This window comes from Caballeronia sp. BR00000012568055 (assembly GCF_029439455.1).
In the GTDB taxonomy this organism is placed as follows: Bacteria; Pseudomonadota; Gammaproteobacteria; order Burkholderiales; family Burkholderiaceae; genus Caballeronia.
In genome coordinates this window covers 19,466-39,479 of record NZ_JAQFVG010000296.1, presented here as the reverse complement: position 1 = coordinate 39,479, position 20,014 = coordinate 19,466, and the positions used below count along the sequence as shown (strand labels likewise).

At 60.0% G+C, this 20,014-nt stretch carries 21 protein-coding genes; 15 read left to right on the top strand and 6 right to left on the bottom strand.

The genetic code is table 11. The annotated features are described in order from the left end of the window. Positions 1 to 2: 2 nt before the first annotated feature. The 3 genes from glgA to P7F28_RS17640 all read left to right on the top strand — a co-directional run bounded on the left by glgA (position 3) and on the right by P7F28_RS17640 (position 3,805). Positions 3 to 1,466 (top strand): glycogen synthase GlgA, encoded by a 1,464-nt coding sequence (gene glgA / locus P7F28_RS17650; protein WP_277185824.1) that lies wholly within the window; start codon positions 3 to 5, stop codon positions 1,464 to 1,466. A 78-nt stretch (positions 1,467 to 1,544) separates the two neighbouring features. After that, positions 1,545 to 2,345, top strand: coding sequence for an SDR family oxidoreductase (locus P7F28_RS17645; RefSeq protein ID WP_277185823.1), 801 nt, complete (start codon positions 1,545 to 1,547; stop codon positions 2,343 to 2,345). A gap of 23 nt (positions 2,346 to 2,368) precedes the next feature. Continuing rightward, positions 2,369 to 3,805, top strand: coding sequence for a dihydrolipoyl dehydrogenase (locus tag P7F28_RS17640; RefSeq protein WP_277185822.1), 1,437 nt, complete (start codon positions 2,369 to 2,371; stop codon positions 3,803 to 3,805). A 60-nt stretch (positions 3,806 to 3,865) separates the two neighbouring features. On the opposite strand, the gene P7F28_RS17635 is transcribed toward P7F28_RS17640, so the two are convergent. The 3 genes from P7F28_RS17635 to P7F28_RS17625 all read right to left on the bottom strand — a co-directional run bounded on the left by P7F28_RS17635 (position 3,866) and on the right by P7F28_RS17625 (position 6,935). After that, a complete protein-coding gene (locus P7F28_RS17635) occupies positions 3,866 to 4,222 on the bottom strand; it encodes a hypothetical protein (RefSeq protein ID WP_035507454.1) in 357 nt (118 codons plus the stop codon). 282 nt (positions 4,223 to 4,504) lie between these two features. Then, positions 4,505 to 5,392: a 3-hydroxyisobutyrate dehydrogenase gene (gene mmsB / locus P7F28_RS17630; protein ID WP_277185820.1), complete on the bottom strand. Its 888-nt coding sequence runs from the start codon at positions 5,390 to 5,392 to the stop codon at positions 4,505 to 4,507. 10 nt (positions 5,393 to 5,402) lie between these two features. Beyond that, positions 5,403 to 6,935 (bottom strand): CoA-acylating methylmalonate-semialdehyde dehydrogenase, encoded by a 1,533-nt coding sequence (locus tag P7F28_RS17625; RefSeq protein WP_277185818.1) that lies wholly within the window; start codon positions 6,933 to 6,935, stop codon positions 5,403 to 5,405. A 111-nt stretch (positions 6,936 to 7,046) separates the two neighbouring features. Here P7F28_RS17625 and P7F28_RS17620 point away from each other — a divergent pair, with 111 nt between their 5' ends. The 6 genes from P7F28_RS17620 to infA all read left to right on the top strand — a co-directional run bounded on the left by P7F28_RS17620 (position 7,047) and on the right by infA (position 11,907). Beyond that, positions 7,047 to 8,009 carry a LysR family transcriptional regulator gene (locus P7F28_RS17620; RefSeq protein ID WP_277185817.1) on the top strand — a complete coding sequence of 321 codons (963 nt, stop codon included), beginning with the start codon at positions 7,047 to 7,049 and terminating at the stop codon, positions 8,007 to 8,009. Positions 8,010 to 8,359: 350 nt separating this feature from the next. Further along, the gene (locus P7F28_RS17615) at positions 8,360 to 9,310 is read left to right on the top strand and encodes a M23 family metallopeptidase (RefSeq protein WP_277185816.1); all 951 of its coding nucleotides are present in this window, start codon (positions 8,360 to 8,362) and stop codon (positions 9,308 to 9,310) included. Continuing rightward, positions 9,297 to 9,662, top strand: coding sequence for a hypothetical protein (locus tag P7F28_RS17610; protein ID WP_277185815.1), 366 nt, complete (start codon positions 9,297 to 9,299; stop codon positions 9,660 to 9,662). Before P7F28_RS17615 ends, P7F28_RS17610 begins: the two co-directional genes overlap by 14 nt. A 20-nt stretch (positions 9,663 to 9,682) precedes the next feature. After that, entirely contained in the window at positions 9,683 to 10,120 is a 438-nt protein-coding gene (locus P7F28_RS17605; protein WP_277185813.1) for a polymer-forming cytoskeletal protein, read from the top strand. Positions 10,121 to 10,309: 189 nt separating this feature from the next. After that, on the top strand, positions 10,310 to 11,287 hold the full coding sequence (corA, locus tag P7F28_RS17600; RefSeq protein ID WP_277185811.1) for a magnesium/cobalt transporter CorA: 978 nt from the start codon (positions 10,310 to 10,312) through the stop codon (positions 11,285 to 11,287). 350 nt (positions 11,288 to 11,637) lie between these two features. Continuing rightward, complete coding sequence (gene infA / locus P7F28_RS17595) at positions 11,638 to 11,907, top strand: translation initiation factor IF-1 (protein WP_277185810.1); 270 nt, start codon at positions 11,638 to 11,640, stop codon at positions 11,905 to 11,907. Between the two features lie 48 nt (positions 11,908 to 11,955). On the opposite strand, the gene P7F28_RS17590 is transcribed toward infA, so the two are convergent. From P7F28_RS17590 to zwf, 3 genes are all read right to left on the bottom strand, one after another. Then, positions 11,956 to 12,822, bottom strand: a complete 867-nt coding sequence (locus P7F28_RS17590; protein ID WP_277185809.1) for an HAD family hydrolase — start codon at positions 12,820 to 12,822, stop codon at positions 11,956 to 11,958. Next, on the bottom strand, positions 12,822 to 13,586 hold the full coding sequence (locus P7F28_RS17585; protein ID WP_370467347.1) for an ROK family protein: 765 nt from the start codon (positions 13,584 to 13,586) through the stop codon (positions 12,822 to 12,824). Before P7F28_RS17585 ends, P7F28_RS17590 begins: the two co-directional genes overlap by 1 nt. Before the next feature lie 81 nt (positions 13,587 to 13,667). After that, positions 13,668 to 15,215 (bottom strand): glucose-6-phosphate dehydrogenase, encoded by a 1,548-nt coding sequence (gene zwf, locus P7F28_RS17580; protein ID WP_277185806.1) that lies wholly within the window; start codon positions 15,213 to 15,215, stop codon positions 13,668 to 13,670. 231 nt (positions 15,216 to 15,446) lie between these two features. Between zwf and P7F28_RS17575 the strand changes: the two genes are divergently transcribed. The 6 genes from P7F28_RS17575 (at position 15,447) to P7F28_RS17550 (ending at position 20,013) form a co-directional block, all read left to right on the top strand. After that, positions 15,447 to 16,295: an arylamine N-acetyltransferase gene (locus tag P7F28_RS17575; protein ID WP_277185805.1), complete on the top strand. Its 849-nt coding sequence runs from the start codon at positions 15,447 to 15,449 to the stop codon at positions 16,293 to 16,295. 13 nt (positions 16,296 to 16,308) lie between these two features. Then, a complete protein-coding gene (locus P7F28_RS17570; protein ID WP_277185804.1) occupies positions 16,309 to 18,012 on the top strand; it encodes a penicillin-binding protein 2 in 1,704 nt (567 codons plus the stop codon). 117 nt (positions 18,013 to 18,129) lie between these two features. Then, a complete protein-coding gene (locus P7F28_RS17565) occupies positions 18,130 to 18,462 on the top strand; it encodes a hypothetical protein (RefSeq protein ID WP_277185803.1) in 333 nt (110 codons plus the stop codon). Between the two features lie 19 nt (positions 18,463 to 18,481). After that, entirely contained in the window at positions 18,482 to 18,751 is a 270-nt protein-coding gene (locus P7F28_RS17560; RefSeq protein ID WP_277185802.1) for a hypothetical protein, read from the top strand. 492 nt (positions 18,752 to 19,243) lie between these two features. After that, on the top strand, positions 19,244 to 19,549 hold the full coding sequence (locus P7F28_RS17555) for a hypothetical protein (RefSeq protein ID WP_277185801.1): 306 nt from the start codon (positions 19,244 to 19,246) through the stop codon (positions 19,547 to 19,549). Between the two features lie 170 nt (positions 19,550 to 19,719). Beyond that, the gene (locus tag P7F28_RS17550) at positions 19,720 to 20,013 is read left to right on the top strand and encodes a beta-xylosidase (RefSeq protein WP_277185800.1); all 294 of its coding nucleotides are present in this window, start codon (positions 19,720 to 19,722) and stop codon (positions 20,011 to 20,013) included. Position 20,014: the final 1 nt, after the last annotated feature.

Genomic DNA, 20,014 nt, shown 5'->3' with positions numbered 1-20,014 from the left:
CGATGACCGTTTGCGTGCTGCATGCCGCAGCAGAAATGTTTCCGCTGTTGAAAACCGGCGGTCTCGCCGATGTCGTGGGCGCGCTGCCGCCCGCGCAATCACAACTGGGCACGCACGCGCGCGTCGTGCTGCCCGGTTTTCCCGCCGTGATCGCGGGTCTCACCGATCTCGAACCGGTCGCGGATCTCGGCGCGGCGTTCGGCGCCTACAACGTGCGGCTCGAACGTGGCGTGCTTCAGCCGCATGGCGTCGTGGTGTATGTGGTGCGCGCCGATCAGTTCTACGATCGTCCGGGCAATCCTTATCTCGATGCCGCGCATCGTCCGTATGCCGATAACGACCGGCGCTTCGCCCTGCTCGGCTGGGCGGCGGCGCGTATCGCGACGGGCGCGGACCCGAAGTGGAAGCCGCATATCGTCCATGCGCACGACTGGCACGCGGGCCTCGCGCCCGCGTATTTGCGCGCGTTCGAGCGTGGCGGCGCGTCGCGGGTTGCGTCGGTGATAACGGTGCATAACCTCGCGTATCAGGGCACGTTTCCGGCATCCGAATTCGGCGCGCTGCAATTGCCACCCGATTTCTATGCGGTCGATGGCGTCGAGTTCTACGGACTCGTATCGTTCCTCAAGGCCGGTTTGTACTATGCCGAGCGCATCACCACCGTCAGCCCGACCTACGCACGCGAAATTCAAACGCAGGCACAAGGCGCGGGCTTGCACGGCCTGTTGCAAACGCGCACGCACGACATCACTGGCATTCTGAACGGCGTCGATTATTCGATCTGGAGTCCGTCGGTCGATGAAAGCATTGCATCGAAATATACGATGGCGAAGCCTTCGGGCAAGTCGAAATGCAAGGCGGCACTTCAGGAACGCATGGGCCTGACGCGTGACGACGATGCCCTGCTGTTCGGCGTCGTCTCTCGCCTGACCGAACAGAAAGGGCTGGACCTGCTGCTCTCGGCGGTGCCGGATATCGTGCAGCGCGGCGGCCAACTCGTCGTGCTCGGCACCGGCGATCCGGCGCTCGAAACCGGCATGAAGAACGCGGCGGCGGCACATCCGGGCGCGGTGGCCGTTGAACTCGGTTTCGATGAGACGCTGTCGCATTCGATTATCGCGGGTAGCGACGTGGTGATGGTGCCATCGCGTTTCGAGCCTTGCGGACTGACGCAGTTGTACGCGTTAGCCTATGGCCCGCTGCCGCTGGTGCATCGCGTGGGCGGGCTGGCGGATACGGTCGTCGATTGTTCGCTGGAGAATCTGGCGGAAGAACTCGCAACCGGTTTTGTCTTCGATAGCTTCGACCGTGCGGGCATCGTCGGCGCCATTCGGCGGTCGTTCGCGCTCAAAGGCAGGCGCACCGAATGGAAAGCCGTCGTGAAGCGCGCGATGGCGCAGAACTTCGGCTGGGAGACCGCCGCGCTGAGCTATGCGGAGGTGTATCAACCGTTGCTGGGCGGCTGAGTCGCGCATCCCCGATGTCTGGCACGGGCGCAGAACTTGCGTCCACGCTTTCACGCCAGACCAATCAGGAATCGACTCATGCACACACCACTCGATGGCCAGATCGCGCTCGTCACAGGCGGGAGTTCCGGCATCGGCGCGGGCGTCGCGAAGGCGCTCGCGGATGCGGGCGCACATGTCGCCATCAACTATCACTCGCACGCGGAGCCTGCTGAAAAACTCGCGGCGGAAATCGAAGCGCTCGGCGGTCAGGCGTTCGCGGTCGCGGGCGATGTCTCCGACGAAGCGCAAACCAACGCCATGTTCGATGCGGTCATTCAGCGCTTCGGCACAGTCGATATCGTCGTTGCCAATTCTGGCTTGCAGAAGGACGCGAAGCTCGCCGCCATGACGCTCGACGACTGGCGCACGGTGATCGATACCAATCTCACCGGCCAGTTCCTCACCGCGCGCCGTGCCGTGCGCGAGTTCGAGCGGCGCGGCCCGCGTCCGGTCTCGAAAGCGCTCGGCAAAATCATCTGCATGAGTTCGGTCCATGAAGTGATTCCGTGGGCGGGACACGTGAACTACGCGGCATCCAAAGGCGGCATCCAGATGATGATGAAGACGCTCGCGCAGGAACTCGCGCCGCAGCGCATCCGCGTCAATTCGATTGCGCCCGGCGCGATCCGCACGCCGATCAACAAGGACGCGTGGGATACACAGGAAGCGCTCGATCGGCTGCTGACGTTGATTCCGTACGGACGCGTGGGCGAAGTCGATGACATTGGCCGTGCGGCCGTCTGGCTCGCTTCCGATGACAGCGACTACGTGGTCGGCACCACGCTTTTCGTCGATGGCGGCATGACGCTGTATCCGGGGTTTGCGGATAACGGATAACGAATAACTCAACGGGGCTTTGGATGAAAACAATCAACGTGGATGTCGCCGTGATCGGCGCGGGCACGTCGGGCATGGCGGCATATCGCGCGGCGTGCGAAGGCGGCGCGAAAACCGTGCTGATCGAAAGCGGGGAATTCGGCACGACTTGCGCGCGCGTCGGCTGCATGCCGTCCAAGCTTTTGCTCGCCGCCGCGAACGGTTTGCACGATGCACGCTCGCTCGCAGCGCGCGGTATCGAAGGCACGCATGCGCTGGAAGCGGACAGCGAGCGCGTTTTGAGTTACGTGCGGCGCGAACGGGATCATTTCGTCAACGCCGTGCTCAAGGAAGTCGAATCGTTCGATGACGACGCGATCGTTCGTGGGCAGGCGCGTTTCGTATCGCCGAATGAATTGATGGTGGACGACGAAACACGCGTGGTAGCAAAGCGAATCGTGATCGCCGTGGGCGCAGCGCCGATGATTCCGGACGAGCTAAAGGTCTTTGGAGAAAAGCTCATCACAAGCGACGAATTGTTCGAACTCCGTACCTTTCCCAAGCGCATCGCGGTCTTCGGTGCGGGACCGATTGCATTGGAACTGGGTCAGGCGCTGGCACGCCTGGATATCGATATCGCGATGTTCGGCAAAGGCGGCAGCGTCGCCGCACTCTCTGACACGCCCGTACGCGACCTGCTCGCCAGCACGCTCTCGGACGAGTTCTATTTTGACCCCGATGCGAACATCGACGAGATGAGTTTGCGCAACGACAAGCCTTTTCTGCGCTTCAAAACACCGGATGGTAAAGCACGCGCGGAATCGTTCGATCTGGTGCTTGCTGCGACAGGCCGCGTGCCGAATCTCAAGTCTTTAGCGCTCGAAAAAACGGGAATCGAACTAAACGACAAAGGCGTGCCGCTCTACGATGAAACCACTATGCAGTGCGGCACGAGTCACATTTTCATTGCAGGCGATTGCGACGGCACGCGCCCCTGGCTTCACGATGCCGCCGACGAAGGCAAGCTCGCTGGCGACAACGCCGCGCGCTATCCCGACGTGCAAGCGGTCAAACGCAAAGTGCCCTTCTCGATCGTCTTTTGCGAACCGCAGGTCGTGATGGTCGGCGCATCATACGACGATCTCGACAAGCAAATGACGGTGACCGGAGAAGCATCGTTCGAATCGCAGGGACGCAGCCGCGTGATGCGTCAGAATCGCGGTCTGCTGCACGTTTATGCCGATGCCAAAACCGGCAAGCTGCGAGGCGCGCAAGGCTGCGGTCCGGCAATGGAGCATCTCGGACATTTGCTTGCCTGGGCTTTGCAAATCGAAATGACATTGGATGAAGTGCTCAGGCTGCCGTTCTATCATCCGGTGGTTGAAGAAGGCTTGCGCAGTGCGCTTAAAGATGCGGATAGAAAGTGCTATGAGGAGCGGTCAGAGAAACCGCCTGCATTGCCGAATGCTGCGGGCTATTAAAAACAAAAGGCCGGTTGCATCTAAGCAACCGGCCTTTAGCTTAAGCATTAAAAGCTAAGATCAGCTTCCGCTCAATCCATATTGCAGCGCAAGGTCAAAGCCAAGCACCACTAAAGAGCAGAACAATCCAAGTGAGAGATTGGCCAGCCTATGGCCCACATCTTTATGCTTGGTCAGCACCGCCCCGGCGAGAAACGCGATTTCCACGATGACCTGCATGCAGAACACGGCGATCATCAAAGCGAACTCGTAACCCATCGAATTGAAGTTCATGAAGTTGAAGCCGTTGACGGCAACCCATGAACCCACGCGCCATGCTTCGTATGCCAAAAGCAGCAACGGGAAGAAATAGCTGGCGACATAAGTCGGCACCGTGGCATGCCGCAGTTCCATATTTAAGTGACGTGTTACTTGCATCGCGTACTCCTCATCTGATTGCCCAGCGACACCGGGCGTCTACCTGCACGATGACGTTTTAGTGCCTTTGGTTTTAGCGGCACACGAACGTCGTGCTTTCAGAATAGGCCAATTTTTTGGAAAGCGCATCATCGTTATCCCGATGATCCCGCCAGGCAAGGAAGTACAAGCGACGTTGTGCAGTGCAGCTTAATAAAGCAATTATTTCTCTGGCCCTAAACGGCACGTTTGCAACGCACGCATACGGCCGTTTAGAACTCAGTCCTTAGTCAATTCCCTTAGTTAATTCTCATCGCCGTATAGCTTGATGATGCCTGAAAAATCGATTCCGCCCAGTCCCTGCTGGCTCATCGACTGATACAACTGTTGTGCCAGCGCGCCTAGAAAAACGGGTTGCCTGACGCTGCGCGCGGCATCCACGGCAAGGCCGAGATCCTTGAGCATTAAATCTGCTCCAAAGCCTCCGCTATAACCGCGCGACGCAGGCGCTGTTTCGACAATACCCGGATAGGGGTTACACGTATCCGAACTCCAGCATCGTCCCGTCGATGTGTTAATGATGCTCGCCAGTTTGGTCGGATCGATGCCCAGGTTCTCTCCGAGCTTCATCGCTTCCGCGACGCCGATCATGGAAATCCCCAACAGCAGGTTATTGCAAAGCTTGGCGATCTGACCCGTTCCGGTTTCGCCGCATCGCACCATGTTTTTGCCCATGCTCGAAAACACCGGACGCAATGTCTCGAACAGCGATTCATCTGCGCCGACCATGAACGTGAGCGTGCCCGCCTGCGCACCGACGACGCCGCCCGACACCGGCGCATCAGCGAAGGGATTGCCCTGCTTGTGCGCGGCATCGCTAATCAGGCGCGCGGTGGCCGGATCGATCGTGCTGCTGTCGATCAGCGGCACGCCCTTCGAAACGCCTGCAAGCACGCCATCGTCGTTGAGATAAACCGCTTTGACGTGCGCGGCGGCAGGCAACATCGTAATAACGACTTCCGCGTTTTCCGCAGCCGCACGCAGCGATGTCGCGAGCGTCGCGCCTGCGGCTTTCGCTGCTTCCAGCGACGGCGCAGAAAGATCGAACGCCGTCACCGCGTGACCCGCTTTGAGCAGATTCGCCGCCATCGGGCCGCCCATATGACCCAATCCGATAAAACCGATTCGCATCGCGTTCTCCTTAGCGCAGAGCAATGGTCGTGTTGACGCCGTCGTTCACTGTGGCGTCGTCGAACCAGCGCGCGGTGACGGTCTTGGTCTGCGTATAGAACTGCACGACCTGCTTGCCATACGGCCCTAGATCGCCGAGCTTGGAGCCGCGCGAACCTGTGAAGCTGAACGCAGGCACGGGCACCGGAATCGGAATATTGATGCCCACTTGTCCGATATCGATTTCGCTCTGGAATTTGCGCGCCGCCGCACCGCTTTGCGTGAACAAGCCGACGCCGTTCCCCATTGGATTGCGATTGACCAGCGCGATGGCGTCATCGAGCGTATCGGTTTCGAGCACGCACAGCACCGGGCCGAAGATTTCGGTTTTATAGATCGACATATCGGTATTCACGCCCGTAAAAACCGTCGGGCCGATAAAGTTGCCGCTCTCATAACCCTTCACGCCAATCTCGCGCCCATCCAGCGCAAGCGTCGCGCCCTCTTCCACACCCTTGCCGATCAGCCCGAGAATGCGCTCCTTCGCGGCCTTCGACACCACCGGTCCCACATCCGTGTTCGGTTCGATACCCGCATTCACCTTCAGCGACTTCGCGCGCTCGACCAGTTCCGGAATCCAGTCCTTCGATGCCCCCACGAACACCGCCACCGATGTCGCCATGCAGCGCTGTCCCGCCGCGCCGAAGCCTGCGCCCGCGAGCGCGTTAAGCGTCTGTTCCTTGTTGGCATCCGGCAACACGACGGCGTGATTCTTGGCGCCCATCATCGATTGAACGCGTTTGCCGTGCTGGCTGGCAAGGTTGTAGACGTGCGTGCCGACCGCCGTCGAACCGACGAAGGAAATCGCCTTGATATCGGGATGCGTGCAAATGGCATCGACAACGTCCTTGCCGCCGTGCACGACGTTGAGCACGCCCGCCGGCACGCCGGCTTCGAGCGCGAGTTCGACCAGTTCCATCGTCGAAAGCGGGTCTTGTTCGGATGGCTTGAGCACGAAGGTGTTGCCGCAGACGATCGCCATCGGGAACATCCACAGCGGGATCATCGCGGGAAAGTTGAACGGCGTGATGCCCGCGCACACGCCGATCGGCTGACGCAGCGTGTACGTATCCACGCCGCCCGCAACGTTCTCGGAGAATTCGCCTTGCTGCAAGGTGCTGATCGAACACGCGTGCTCGACCACTTCGAGACCGCGGAAGATATCGCCTTCGGCATCGGCCAGCGTTTTGCCTTGTTCGGCCGTCAACGTCTGCGCAATGCGCTTCTGGTTCTGCCGTACGAGATCCTGAAACTTGAGCATCAGCCGCATACGCACGCCGAGCGGCGTCGTCCGCCACGTTTGAAACGCCTTGTGCGCCGCAGCGACCGCCGCATTCACTTCATCCGATGTCGCGAACGGCACGCGCCCCACGACTTCCTGCGTCGCCGGATTGACGATATCGCGCCACTCCGTGGTCTTCGAATCGACGAATTCACCATCGATCAAGAGTTTGGCGGTACGCACGGACGCACTCTGCGCGGGATGTTCAGCAGCAATATTCACTGTCGTCTCCTGGTTGGACTACATAGGGATTGGCCCGATCTTTTGCAGGCTCTTGTCGTGAGTATAGTTATGCAAAGATCCATCAAGGCACTAGAAAAACACCCGATCGATATGCAAAAAGACTCGAAGCTCGATCTCTCGCGGCTGAACTGGGACGACCTTCGCTATTTCCTCGAAGTCGCCCGCACGCAGCGCGCGAGCGGCGCGGCCAAGCGGCTCGGCGTGGACTACACGACCGTCGCGCGGCGCGTGCGCGCGTTGGAAGACGCGCTCGGCACGCTCTTGTTCGACAAGTCGCGCAGCGGCGGATTCCTGCTCACGGCGGAAGGCCAGCGCCTGCTCGGTTTTGTCGATTCGATGGAAACCACCGTGCAATCCGCGGCCGAGCAGATTGCCAATACGGGACACGCGCTGTCGGGGCATGTGCGGGTTGGATCGACGGAAGGGTTTGGCTGCTTTTTTCTCGCGCCGCAGCTTGCGCGCTTTCAGGACGCGCATCCGAACATTTCGATCGATCTGCTGCCTGTGCCGCATTTCGTCTCGCTGTCCAAGCGTGAAGCGGATATCGCGGTGACGCTGGAGCGGCCCGAGCAAGGCCAATATGTCTATACGAAGCTGTGCGAATACCGCCTGCAACTCTATGCAACCGCCGAATATCTCGAAGCGCATCCGCCGATCCGCATGACGGACGATTTACGCCAGCACCGCTTCGCCAGCTATATCGACGATCTCGCTTTCAGCTACGAACTGCTCTATCTGGAACGCGCGGTGCCGGGCGCGGTGTCGCGCTGGCGCAGCACGAGCGTGATCGCGCAATACTTCGCCGCGCTGCAAGGTCGCGCCCTCGCGATTCTGCCGTGCTTTATGGCATCGCTGGAGGCGCGGCTGGTGCCGGTGTTGCCGGGAGAGATCGTGGTGACGCGGGCGTTCTATTTGTCGTGTCGCGAGGATTTGCGCAAGCTCAGGCGGATCACGACCGTGTGGGACTACCTGCGCGCCGCCGCCGAAATCAATCGCGGCTTTCTGATGGGCGACACGCCGGACATGCAGTGGCCAGATATTACGGCATCCTAATTTTTCGCCGAAATCCATCGACGTCTGAGTTAGCGAAACAATCGCTGCCATCGTTCAGACGCTGTCTGATTTCTTATTCGCAGAAACCGCGTTAGGCTGCCTACCATAAGGCAATGATTTACCTTTCGCCTGTAATCGTATTTTTTTGTTTCGATATGCCGATGAAACGTCTCCCGGCGTGACGCTGTACGGCATAATCGCCGGTCGTTTTATTCTGTCAAAGCGCCGTATAGCGCGCCTATCCCCGTGATTTCTCTAAGCCTTTTCCTAATTCAATCGCGATCGGCTTTATCGGTCGAACTTTCACGCGCCGCACGCTAATGGCTTTCGTCATCTGGTCACGAAACTCCATGTCGAGCCAGCGGATTCGCTTCGTCGAAGCCCGCACGGCGCGCGTGATCGCGGTCATCGCGCTGATCGCGCTGCTGATCGCGGCGCTGGCGCTGGGCATTGCCATCGGCACGACGTTCGGGCGCAGTCATCTGGGCGAAGAGCAGGCGCTGGCGTCGCGCCGGTCGTTCGAGATCGAGCAACTCGGGCGCATCAATGCATCGCTGATCGAACTGGCGCCGCGCGTGGAAAATCTCGCGGCGCGCGTCGGCAAACTGCGCGATTTCGATGCGCATCTGAAAAACGCCAACGGCACTGGCAGCACGCCCGGCGTTCACGATGTGCCGCCGCTGCCTGACGGTCAGGATCCGACCGTATCGCTCGATGGCGCGGGCGGCCCCGAACTGCCCGCGCGTCCCTGCGACCGCGATCGCACGCGTGAAGGATCGCCGAAGCAGCGCTTGAAGAGCACGGAAGGCGTCATCGAATGTCTTAGCGGCAAGGTCTCGCTGCTGGAGACTTCGACGCTCGCTCACTACACCGCTTATATGGCGTTCCCTGGACGCGATCCCGCGCCCGGATCGCGCTTCGGTTCGCCTTACGGCAATCGGCTGGACCCGTTCACGGGGCATCTCAATTTTCATCCGGGGCTGGATCTGGTCGCGCCGACCGGCACACCGATCATCGCCAGTGCGGGCGGACGCGTCATTCAGGCGGGCGAGCGCAACGGCTACGGCAATTCGGTCGATATCCGCCACGCCAACGGCGTCGTGACGCGCTACGGCCACGCTTCGCGATTGCTGGTGCAAACCGGCGACTATGTGATGCCGGGTCAGGAAATCGCCGAAGTCGGTTCGACGGGCCGTTCTACCGGACCGCATCTGCATTTCGAGGTCATCATCGACGGCGCGCAATTGAATCCGAAGCCCTATCTCACGCTTTTCTCGCAGACTCCGCATGCGCAAGGGTGACAACAAACGGGTCTCGCTGCGGCTGACCCAACACACGTACTCGCTCACGCCCAAGCGCAGCAATGCCTACATTCCGGGCGTGATCGCTGCCATTTGTGCGATGGGCGCGCTCGTCGCCGCAGGCATGGCGCTGAAAAACTCGCGCGAGCAGGCCAAAAAACTCGATGTGATGTGCGCCCCGCCCGTCGCCGAGCAAAAGTTGCGCGAAGAGCTCGTCCATTCGCAGTACGCGTTGCAGCAGGAAGCGGCCACGCGCGCCACGCTCGAATCCCGCGTCGCCGACGATGCCGCGCAGATCGAGCGCCTGCGCACCGATCTCGCCTTCCTCCAGAAAGCGCGCAAAGCCAATTAACCGATTCGCAAGGAAACGACATGTTCAAATCGAAGAAAGAGCCGCAAGGCGTCAAGCAGGCCAAGCTCGCGACGCTGATCGCACATAACGTGCATATCTCCGGCGACCTCGAATTCAGCGAAGGGCTGCGCATGGATGGTCAGGTGACCGGCAATGTCACCGGCCGCCCCGGCGATGAATCGCTGCTGGTCGTGAGCGATCAGGGCGCAATCCACGGCAATGTGAATGCGCACGATGTCATCATCAATGGCCGCATCGTCGGTGATGTGCACGTCTCGCACTTTGTCGAGCTTCAGTCCAACGCACACGTGAACGGCAACATCTATTATCAGAAGCTGCGTATGGATGTCGGCGCAACCGTGGAAGGCAAGCTGACCAAGATAGACTCGATGCAAACCGGTCAATCGCAACTTACGGGCCCCGAAGTCATTCCCGCACTCGATTATTCGACACGCTGACGTGCCCTCGCTGAGCGTGCCGAAACGCGCGCTCAGCGTCATCACCAACATGCGGCGCGAAACAATTCCGTTAAGATCGGCTTACACGGAAATGCCACGCGCTCGCGCCTTTCGCGCCGCTTTCACCCTCGCGCGACGCCAGACGCCCCTCGAAGCGTGGCTGATTAAATCGACAATAAAGGGCGCCCCATGTTGGTCAATTGCGCGGCATATCAAAACGGCCGCAAACTCGCGGACGTCAATATCGACGATATCAACACGTATCGCGATCTCCCCGATTCGTTTATCTGGGTGGCGCTGAAAGAGCCTGGTCCCGGCGAAATGGCGCATATGACGCATCAATTCGGACTGCACGAACTGGCCGTGGAAGACGCGACGCATGGGCATCAACGGCCGAAGATCGAAGAGTATGGCGACTCGCTGTTCGCCGTGTTCCATACCGTCGAGTTCGATGAAGAAGGCGAAGTGCTGGTCGGTGAGATGAACGTGTTCGTCGGCAAGAACTATGTGCTGACGGTGCGTAACCGGACCACCGAAGGTTTTCAGGAAGTGCGCAAGCGCTGCGAGCGCGAGCCGCATTTGCTCAAACACGGCCCGGCCTTCGTGATGTACGCCGTGCTCGATGCCGTCGTCGATCGATATTTCCCGGTGCTCGAAGCGCTCGGCGCGCAGCTCGACGAAGTGGAAGAGCGCATTTTCGAGCAGAACGGCTCGGCGGCCTCGCGCGAGATCATCGAGGATTTGTACTCGTTGAAGCGGCAACTGACGATTCTCCAGCATCACACCGCGCCGTTGCTCGAAGCGGTCAGCAAGCTTTATGGCGGGCGTTCTCCGGGCGTCTGCGCGGGCATGCAGGAATATTTCCGCGATGTCTACGATCACCTGCTGCGCATCGTCAAAACCATCGAGGGACGGCGCGAAATGATCGTCACGGCGATTCAGGTGAATCTCGGTCTGATCGCGCTGGCGGAAAGCGAAGTGACCAAGCGGCTCGGCTCGTTCGCCGCCCTGTTCGCTGTCCCGACGATGATCGCCGGTATCTACGGCATGAACTTCAAAAATATCCCGGAACTGGACTTTGCTTACGGCTATCCGTTGTGTCTTGCCGTCATGTTAGTCGTCGATGTGCTGCTTTATTGGCGCTTTCGCAAGGCAGGTTGGCTATAATAACGAGGTATGCCATGACATGAAGCTATCGCAAAGGGAACTTTTTCCTGATAACGCGTGTCTAACTGCTTGTATTTGCCGCTATCCGCGCCTTGTTTGGCAAGAACTTGACCTCATATGGGTCAGTATCGCGTGACCGGCAAACGCATCAACCCGCACATCGGCTCAGCATTTTTAGTCGGTGTCGCTGTCCCGGCTGAGCCGGACTCGAACGTCCGGCGGGGCCATCAAGCTCAATTCGAGCCTGAAAAGTATCTGGCGCACTTCACCACGAAGCGCGTCCGGCTGCGCTTTGCATCGTTTTTCATGCCTAGGCGCACATCCAATCACTATTCAACAAAGGAGCCCCTATGGCGAAAGAAGAACTTATCGAACTCGACGGTATCGTTGACGAAGTGCTTCCCGACAGCCGTTACCGCGTGACGCTGGACAATGGCGTTGTTGTGGGCGCGTACGCCTCGGGCCGTATGCGCAAGAACCATATCCGCATTCTGGCCGGCGACCGCGTGACGCTGGAATTGTCGGTCTATGACCTGACCAAAGGCCGTATCAACTTCCGTCACAAGGACGAGAAGGCCGGCGGCGGTGGCGCAGCGCGCGCACCGATGCGCCGTCGTTAAGCACTGACTGTTCGACGCGATCAGGCGTAGATCGCGTCGATGTTTCTCTCACTTCCCACGCAGCTTCAGTAGTACTTCAAGCGCCTTCGCGAAGCCGTCGTCGTCGTTGCTCGATGACACCAGGCTCGCGCCGCGCTGCACCTTCTCCGCCGCCTGTCCCATCGCGATCGACACTCCTGCGATCTCGAACATTGCCATATCGTTGCCCATGTCGCCTAGAACGGCTACGCGTTCCAGCGGCACGTTCGCGCGCTGCGCCAGCTCGCGCACGGCGGTGCCTTTGTTCGCTTGCAGGTTGGTGATATCGACGTAATAGGCTTGCGAGCGCGCCGCGTGGCCACGCCCGTGCAAGCGCGTTTCGAGTTGCCCTTCCACGCGTTCGATCAGCGCCGTATCCGCATGCGAGCCGACGATCTTATCGACCGCATCGAGATCGAGCTCATCGAAGCTTTTGACGCGTGTGCCTTCGTAGCCGACGGTGCGCGTTTCCAGCGGCACATACGTGGCGTCCGGATTCGTCAGATACCAGGCATCGTCGATAAACACCCACGCATCGACGCCGGATTGGTCGAGGGTATCGAGCGCGTCTTTCACGACATCGCGCGGCAGCTTGTGCGATGACAGCACTTCCCACGTTCCCGGCATCACCAGACTGCCGCCGTTATACGACGCATACGGCATGTCGATGCCAAGCGGCTCGACGATATGCCGCATGCCGCGCCCCGGCCTGCTACTCGCCGCGGTGAATTCGACGCCCGCCGCGCGCAGACGCTTGACCGCATCGATCGCCGGTTGCCCGAGCGTCTTGTCGGTATAAAGCAGCGTGCCGTCGCAATCCGTCACCACGAGTTCCACGCGAGCCAGGCGTGCGAGCGCTTCTTCGGTATTGCCGCTGACACTATGAAGCGCGCTCATCAATGCGCTCCTTCACGCGTATTGAAATGCGGCATCTGCCGTGTTTCGCGCAACGAACGCGGATGCCAGAGCTTCGCGCCGCCTTCGATCCCCGCATCGTTCGAGACGATTTTGACGTTATCCGGCAAGTCGAACTTCAGATGCGACGCATTGCCTCCGCCGATCCACAGCTTGTCGAAATTCACCACCACCGAGAGAATGCCGAGCACCTTTTCCACGCGCTTGTTCCAGCGCTTCTTGCCGATCTTCTCCTTCGCCGCATTGCCGATCCACTCGTCATAAGTCTTGTCCTTGGCGACCGGATGATGAGAAAGCTCCAGATGCGGCATCAGTTCGCCATCGCGGAACAGCGCCGTGCCCGCGCCGGTCCCGAGCGTCAGACACATTTCGATACCCCGCCCTTCGATCGCCGCGAAGCCCTGCATTTCGGCATCGTTGATCATGCGCACGGGGATATTGCCGAGTTGCTCGGCAATAAGATGCGCGAGCGGCACGCCATGCAAAAACTCGGTGCCAAGATTCGGCGCGGTCAGGATCACGTTGTCGCGCACCACGCCGGGAAAGCCGATGGAAATATGCGAAGGCTTCTCCTTGACGAGCGGCTTCACCAGTTCCATCAGCGTATCGACGAGCACGCCGGGTTTGGCGGGATGCGGCGTCGCCACACGCAGGCGCTCGCTTTTCATCTCGCCGTCGCCGCTGATGATGGCGGCCTTCAGGCCCGTGCCGCCGATATCGATAGCCAGAATCCGGTCGGCCTTGATCGACTGATCCGGAACGGTGACGTGGGTTTTCTGCTTGGTTCGGGATTCCGTGCTCACGCTCTTGTCCTTTTACGTTGTTGGTCAGGCTTTCTTTGGTGTGTCGGTGAGGGAACGCCAGGCGCGGCCATCGGCGGCGAGGAGTTCGTCGGCTTCTTTCGGGCCTGCGCTGCCGGCCGGATAGCCGTGTACATCGAGCGGTGTATCGGGATGCAGCACTTTGTCCACCGCCGCCCACGCCGTTTCGATGCTGTCCGCGCGCTGGAACAAGGTTTCGTCGCCGAGCATGCAGTCGTACAGCAGCGTTTCATAACCGACGTTGGCGCGCTCCGCGAAGAAGTCGCTGTAATCGAACTTCGAGCGCACGTGGCCGATCTGCATGATCGGTCCGGGCACCTTTACGTTGAAGTCGAAGCTCGTGCCATGCGCGGGATCGATGCGCAGCGTGAATACATTGGGCGTCAGCGCATCGACGGGCGTATCGCGAAACAGGCGGAACGGCACGGCCTTCAGTTGTACCGATATCTCCGTGCGACGCTCGGCCAGACGCTTGCCGGTACGCAGATAGAACGGCACGCCCGCCCATCGCCAATTTTCGATAAACACGCGCGCCGCCGCATACGTCTCCGTGCGGCTGTCCTTCGCGACATCTTTTTCATCGCGATACGCCGGTCCCGCCGGACCCGCTTCGTACTGACCGAGCACGACATCTTTGGCCGACAACGGCTTCATCGCATCGAAGACTTCGGCTTTCTTGTCGCGCACGGCTTCGGCGTCGAAGGAATTGGGCGGTTCCATCGCGATCATTCCGAGCAACTGGAACAAGTGATTCGGCAACATGTCGCGGAACGCGCCGGTCTGCTCGTAGAACCCGCCGCGCCCTTCCACGCCAATGGTTTCCGATGCCGTAATCTGCACGCTATCGATATATTCGCGCCGCCACACGGGTTCGAACATCGCGTTGGCGAAGCGGACGGCGAGAATGCTCTGCACCGTGTCTTTGCCGAGAAAGTGATCGATCCGATACACCTGATTCTCCTGCGCGAACTGGAGAATGCAGCGGTTCAATTCCTGCGCGGATTTGAGATCGGTGCCGAACGGCTTTTCGATCACGAGACGCCGGAAGTTGCCGTCCTTCTCTTCGAGCAACCCCGCCTTGCCGAGATGCTCGACGATCGGCGAAAAGAAGCGCGCGCTCACGGCCAGATAGAACACGATGTTGCTGCTCTTTGCCTTGGTCAGTCGCTGCTCCAAACGCTCGAAGGTCTCGTCTTCCTCGAACTCGCCCGGAAAATATTCGAGCCGTTGCTCGACCCAACTCCACGCCTGCTCATTCAATTTCGATGTATGGAACGTGCTCGCCTTGTCGGCCGCGAACGTGCGCAGCGATTGCGTCAGCTCGTCGCGCCAGTCGCTGGTCTCGCGCTCGCCGTGATTGACGCCGATGATCTGCATGGCATCGTCGAGCAGGCCATCGGCGGAAAGGTTGTAGAGCGCGGGCATCAGCAAACGCTTGGTCAGATCGCCGCCCGCGCCGAAGATCACCAGCGTGCACGGCGGCGCGGGATGCTTGCCTGCGGGCGGTTTGTTCGACTGATTGTGTTGATCCGCTTCCTGAGATTCATTCGACATGACGTTGTTGTCCTTTGACCGTTGCTGAGCGTGAGACATAAGCGTGAGGCTTCTGGAAAGACATCCGGCGATGCGGCACAGTTCAATTCGGTGCAATTCGGTGCATTACGCAGCGTGACCGCGCCGCATATCGTATGGATTCTGTAATTTATTGCCTTTCGTGACGTAAAATAGGCGCGCCTGCGGGCGTGCATAGTGCAATGCGAGCCGCTCTGAAGACCGAGACATCCAATGAACGCAGACCCAAATTTCATCAACCTTCCCGCTTATTTCGAGCGCATTGGTTTCCGCGATGCAGCACGTCCCGCGCCCACGCTCGAAACCTTGCGCGCGCTGCATCTGCTGCATCCTCAGGTCATCCCTTTCGAAAACCTCGATGTGTTGATGGGCCGTCCGGTGCGTATCGATCTCGCTTCGGTGCAGCGCAAGCTCGTGCACGACCGGCGCGGCGGCTACTGCTACGAACACAATCTGCTCTTCCGCAGCGTACTCGAAGCGCTCGGTTTTCGCGTCCGAAGCTGCGCGGGCCGCGTCCTGTGGGGCCGCGACGCCGACGCTGACCTGCCGCCGCGCACGCATATGTGCCTCGTAATCGAGATCGACGACACGCGTTATCTCGCCGATGTCGGCTTCGGCGGCATGACGCTGTCCGCGCCCATCGTGCTTACGCCGCAACTCGAACAGATCACGCCGCACGGCGCTTTCCGCCTCGAAGCCGCCGGCGCCGATACTTACGTGCTGCAAACGATGATCGAAAGCCATTGGGCATCGATCTATCGTTTCGATCTCGATCCGCAATTTCCCGCTGATTACGTCATGTCGAACCATTACGTTTCGACGTTTCCGCAATCGGTATTTGTGAACAATCTGCTCGCCGCGCGTCTTGCGCCGGGCCGCCGCTACGGTCTGTTCAATCGCACGCTGAGTATTCACGATGAACGCGAAGGCACGCGCAAGCATGAACTTGAAAGCATCGAAGAATTGCGTCATGCGTTGACGCACGAGATCGGCATTCAGTTGCCTGACGACACGTCAACGCTCGATGCCGCGTTAAGACTCATCGGCACTCACCAAGCTTAATCACAAGGCAACGATGTTCAAGAAGAAGACGACCAGCCGCAGCGATTTTCAGACGCATCACCGCAGCGCGATGCTGATCAGCACGCTGCCCGCGTGGCGTTCGCGGCTGGTCGTGCTGGGCATGACGGCGGCGTTCGTCGCGCTCGGCGGACGCGCGCTGTGGATTCAGGTGATCGACCACGAGTTCTATCTCGGCGAAGGCCAGAAGCGCTATCAGCGCACGCAGGCACTTGCCGCCACGCGCGGACGCATTGTCGATAGAAACGGCGCGATGCTGGCCGTCAGTCTTTCGACGTACGAAATCTGGGCCACGCCGCGCCTTTTCGATGGCGATCACGGCAATGAAATCGCGCGTCTGCTCGACGTGCCGCCAGCCGATCTGCAAAAGCGTATGGATGCGGGCAAGCGTTTCGTGCTGCTGAAACGTCAGGTGGAAGCGGAGACGGCGGAGCGCATCGCGCAGATCGGGCGCGCGGGGATCACGCTCGTGCCGGATACGAAGCGCTTTTATCCCGAAGGCGAATCGGCGGCGCACGTGGTTGGGTTCACCAATAACGAAGATCGCGGACAGGAAGGCGTCGAACTGGCGGCGGATTCGCGCCTGATCGGCGAAGCGGGACAGCGCGAAGTGATTCGTGACCGGCTCGGGCGCGTGGTGTCGCAGATTGGCGAGACGGATTTGCCGCAGAACGGCGAGACCATTCAACTGACCATCGACCGGCGCATTCAACAGCTTGCGCATACGCAACTGAAGGCGGCGATTGTCAAACACAAGGCGCGCGCGGGCAGCGTCGTCGTGCTCGATGCGAAGAACGGCGAAGTGCTCGCGCTCGCCAATTACCCGAGTTTCGATCCGAACAATCGCGCGCGGCTTTCGGGCGAACAGTTGCGCAATCGCGCCATCACGGACACCTTCGAACCCGGCTCGACCATCAAACCGCTGGTGGCGGCGCTATCCATCGATCTAGGCAAAGTGCGTCCGGAGACGCGTATCGATACCGCGCCCGGCAGTTTCAAACTCGGCCCCAACATCATTCACGATACGTCGAATCACGGCGTCATCACCTTGTCGGAAGCGGTGCAGATGTCGAGCAATATCGCGCTGACGAAGCTCGCCTTGCAGATTCCCGCGCAGACAATCTGGGACAAGTACCGCGAATACGGCATCGGCCGCGCGCCCGAACTGACGTTTCCGGGCGCGGCCGTCGGACGGCTGCGCGGCTACGAACGCTGGAAGCCGATCGAACAGGCGACGATGGCGTACGGCTACGGTTTATCGTTGTCCTTGCTGCAGATCGCGCAAATCTATACCGCCTACGCAGGCGACGGCCGCTTTCACCCCGCCTCGCTGATTCACGACGACACGCGCCACACGCCCGTGCAAGTGACGAAGCCCGCCACCGCGAAAGCCGTGCGCAACATGCTCGAATTGGCAATGGGACCAAACGGCACCGGACGCGCGGCGGCAGTCGAAGGTTATCGCGTGGGCGGCAAGACGGGCACGGCGCGCAAGCAGATCGGGCGCTCGTACGCGGCCAACAAGTATCGCGCGTCGTTTGTCGGCATCGCGCCGATGAGCGATCCGCGTGTGATCGTCGCCGTGATGATCGACGAACCCACCGGCGGCACGTACTACGGCGGCACGGTGGCGGGACCGGTTTTCTCGGGCATCGTTGGCGGGACGCTGCCCTTGCTCGGCGTGCCGCCCGATGCGTAGGCGCGGCACTTGCTGCCTTCCATCGCGAGACTTCTGTCAGAACTGTAAAGCCGCTGTGCTCTAATGCCGATTCGGCTTAATTTGGCATCAACCCACGACACGACGACCGGGAGATCCATGAAGAAACTCGTCGCGGCGCTCGCGCTGCCTTTAGTCATCACCGCATGCGGCCGTTTCCACAACGCCGACGCCGGCCAACCCGAAACCGATACCGCCGCGACCAGCAACAAGGTCGGCGCGATCGTGCAGTGCATCACGGACGAAGCGAAGAAGCACGACGCCACCTACAAATCCACGCCGATTCCGCAGGGCACCATGCTCGAATTCGGTGATTCGAACGTGGTCAAGGTTCGCTACGACAATGGCGAGACGGTGTATCGCTACTATCCGGGCGAGCGGCATCCGTCTAATTTGTGGATAGAAGGCGCAGGCAAGAAATGCGCGCCTTGAAGAAATCGAACTGAATAGCATGCGGTCAACCAAAGCAATCAGCGCCGTCGAGCGACTCAAGACGCGCACCGGCAACGCGCAATATGCCGCCGTCTCCATGCCCGGCGGCTATTTCTATCTGATCGAACGCACGCCCGAAGGCGCCACCAAACTGTCCGATCCCTTGCCGATGGACGACTTTGTCGCTTTCGTCAACGCGCGCGATCCTGCGAAACCGCGCAAGGTCAGCAAACTCGATCTGGCAATGGAAGAGCAGATCAACCGTAGTGGCCGCGCCAAGTCCGAGTAAGTCTACTAGGGTCTGTTCACATATAAACGGCCATGCGTTGCCCCTTACAGGGGCAACCCTTCGGGAACACCCGAACTCGGCCACATGGCGGCGTCGCGCGTCGCTTGTTTGGCCTAACCAAACGGCGCTCCTTGCTCCTTGCCCTGTGCCCCGGAGGAAACCCCCTTGGGGGGGCGGCCGATTTCGGGCGTTCGCATGGCCGTTTATATGTGAACAGACCCTAGTGGTTCCAGTGGTTTAAGCGGCGCACCATACAAAGCGCCCCTTTCCTCCCCACCCAATGTGCGATGGCAGACGGAGCCGCGTGGCTCCGCTTGCGTACATTTTTGCTGACGGTCGTCATTCCTATTTTTCGGACAACGACTGGTTCAAGGTCAGATACGAGCAAGGGCCGTCCGCGACGATTCCAAAATAAACGCACGGACGAACGGGGTGCCTGTGCGGTGCAAGGACGGCAAAGTCCGCGCCGCGTGGCCGAGAGGAAGACCACAGATGAAAAAGAAGAAAAGCGAGACCAAGGGCAGCTTGTTGCCCTCCGCGTTGGCGGACGTCGAGTTGCAGCATATCGAACGTGCGCTTGCGCAACTTCGCACCATGAAGCATCAGCCGTCAGGCACGCTGAACGTCGATTACTGGCGTGAGCGATTGACTGCCGTCGTCAGCGGTTATGCGCTTGTGCCTGCTCAAAAGCAGCGGGTAGAAGCGCTGCGTATCGCGCTTGATTCAGTCGGCAGCGGGCCGCGCGAACCGGGCAAACGCGGACGAACGACCAATAGGCTTTGGGCGAAAGCGGCTTAAACACCCGCTTTCGCCATTCGCGCCGTGCGCGCGATTCCAGCCTCGTTGCGCACGAAGCGCTTAAGTGCCGCAGCAATTTTGTGGTGGTTGTGCTTGAAGCGCGTCGTAAGCATTTTGCAGGCATCGTTTCTGCTCTGAAGCGAGGTATTGAACCTTGCCTGGAGCCGGACATGCCTTCTCTGCTTTCATTGACCGTCGCTGCGTTGATCACGGTGTTCAGCACGTACGCCGTCGCGCAGGTCACCAACGGATCCGGCAGCGATAATGCCGAATCGCGTGCGTCGGATTCGACTCAGCGTGCCAATCCGTCCGGTAATACGGTGCACGAATCGAATGCGCCGCAATCGAAGGATGCCGCGCAGCCACCGCATCGCGGGAAGGCGAGCAAGGATCACAAGACCGAAGGCGCGGGCGGGTTCGACAACGGCCTGTACGGGACCGGCGCGGGCAACAATAAAAAGTAAA

Bases quoted from the DNA above. Each gene is read 5' to 3' on its own strand.
- glgA (WP_277185824.1), top strand. From the start codon at position 3: ATGACCGTTTGCGTGCTGCATGCCGCAGCAGAAATGTTTCCGCTGTTG.
- P7F28_RS17645 (WP_277185823.1), top strand. From the start codon at position 1,545: ATGCACACACCACTCGATGGCCAGATCGCGCTCGTCACAGGCGGGAGT.
- P7F28_RS17640 (WP_277185822.1), top strand. From the start codon at position 2,369: ATGAAAACAATCAACGTGGATGTCGCCGTGATCGGCGCGGGCACGTCG.
- P7F28_RS17635 (WP_035507454.1), bottom strand. From the start codon at position 4,222: ATGCAAGTAACACGTCACTTAAATATGGAACTGCGGCATGCCACGGTG.
- mmsB (WP_277185820.1), bottom strand. From the start codon at position 5,392: ATGCGAATCGGTTTTATCGGATTGGGTCATATGGGCGGCCCGATGGCG.
- P7F28_RS17620 (WP_277185817.1), top strand. From the start codon at position 7,047: ATGCAAAAAGACTCGAAGCTCGATCTCTCGCGGCTGAACTGGGACGAC.
- P7F28_RS17615 (WP_277185816.1), top strand. From the start codon at position 8,360: ATGTCGAGCCAGCGGATTCGCTTCGTCGAAGCCCGCACGGCGCGCGTG.
- P7F28_RS17610 (WP_277185815.1), top strand. From the start codon at position 9,297: ATGCGCAAGGGTGACAACAAACGGGTCTCGCTGCGGCTGACCCAACAC.
- P7F28_RS17605 (WP_277185813.1), top strand. From the start codon at position 9,683: ATGTTCAAATCGAAGAAAGAGCCGCAAGGCGTCAAGCAGGCCAAGCTC.
- corA (WP_277185811.1), top strand. From the start codon at position 10,310: ATGTTGGTCAATTGCGCGGCATATCAAAACGGCCGCAAACTCGCGGAC.
- infA (WP_277185810.1), top strand. From the start codon at position 11,638: ATGGCGAAAGAAGAACTTATCGAACTCGACGGTATCGTTGACGAAGTG.
- P7F28_RS17590 (WP_277185809.1), bottom strand. From the start codon at position 12,822: ATGAGCGCGCTTCATAGTGTCAGCGGCAATACCGAAGAAGCGCTCGCA.
- zwf (WP_277185806.1), bottom strand. From the start codon at position 15,215: ATGTCGAATGAATCTCAGGAAGCGGATCAACACAATCAGTCGAACAAA.
- P7F28_RS17575 (WP_277185805.1), top strand. From the start codon at position 15,447: ATGAACGCAGACCCAAATTTCATCAACCTTCCCGCTTATTTCGAGCGC.
- P7F28_RS17570 (WP_277185804.1), top strand. From the start codon at position 16,309: ATGTTCAAGAAGAAGACGACCAGCCGCAGCGATTTTCAGACGCATCAC.
- P7F28_RS17565 (WP_277185803.1), top strand. From the start codon at position 18,130: ATGAAGAAACTCGTCGCGGCGCTCGCGCTGCCTTTAGTCATCACCGCA.
- P7F28_RS17560 (WP_277185802.1), top strand. From the start codon at position 18,482: ATGCGGTCAACCAAAGCAATCAGCGCCGTCGAGCGACTCAAGACGCGC.
- P7F28_RS17555 (WP_277185801.1), top strand. From the start codon at position 19,244: ATGAAAAAGAAGAAAAGCGAGACCAAGGGCAGCTTGTTGCCCTCCGCG.
- P7F28_RS17550 (WP_277185800.1), top strand. From the start codon at position 19,720: ATGCCTTCTCTGCTTTCATTGACCGTCGCTGCGTTGATCACGGTGTTC.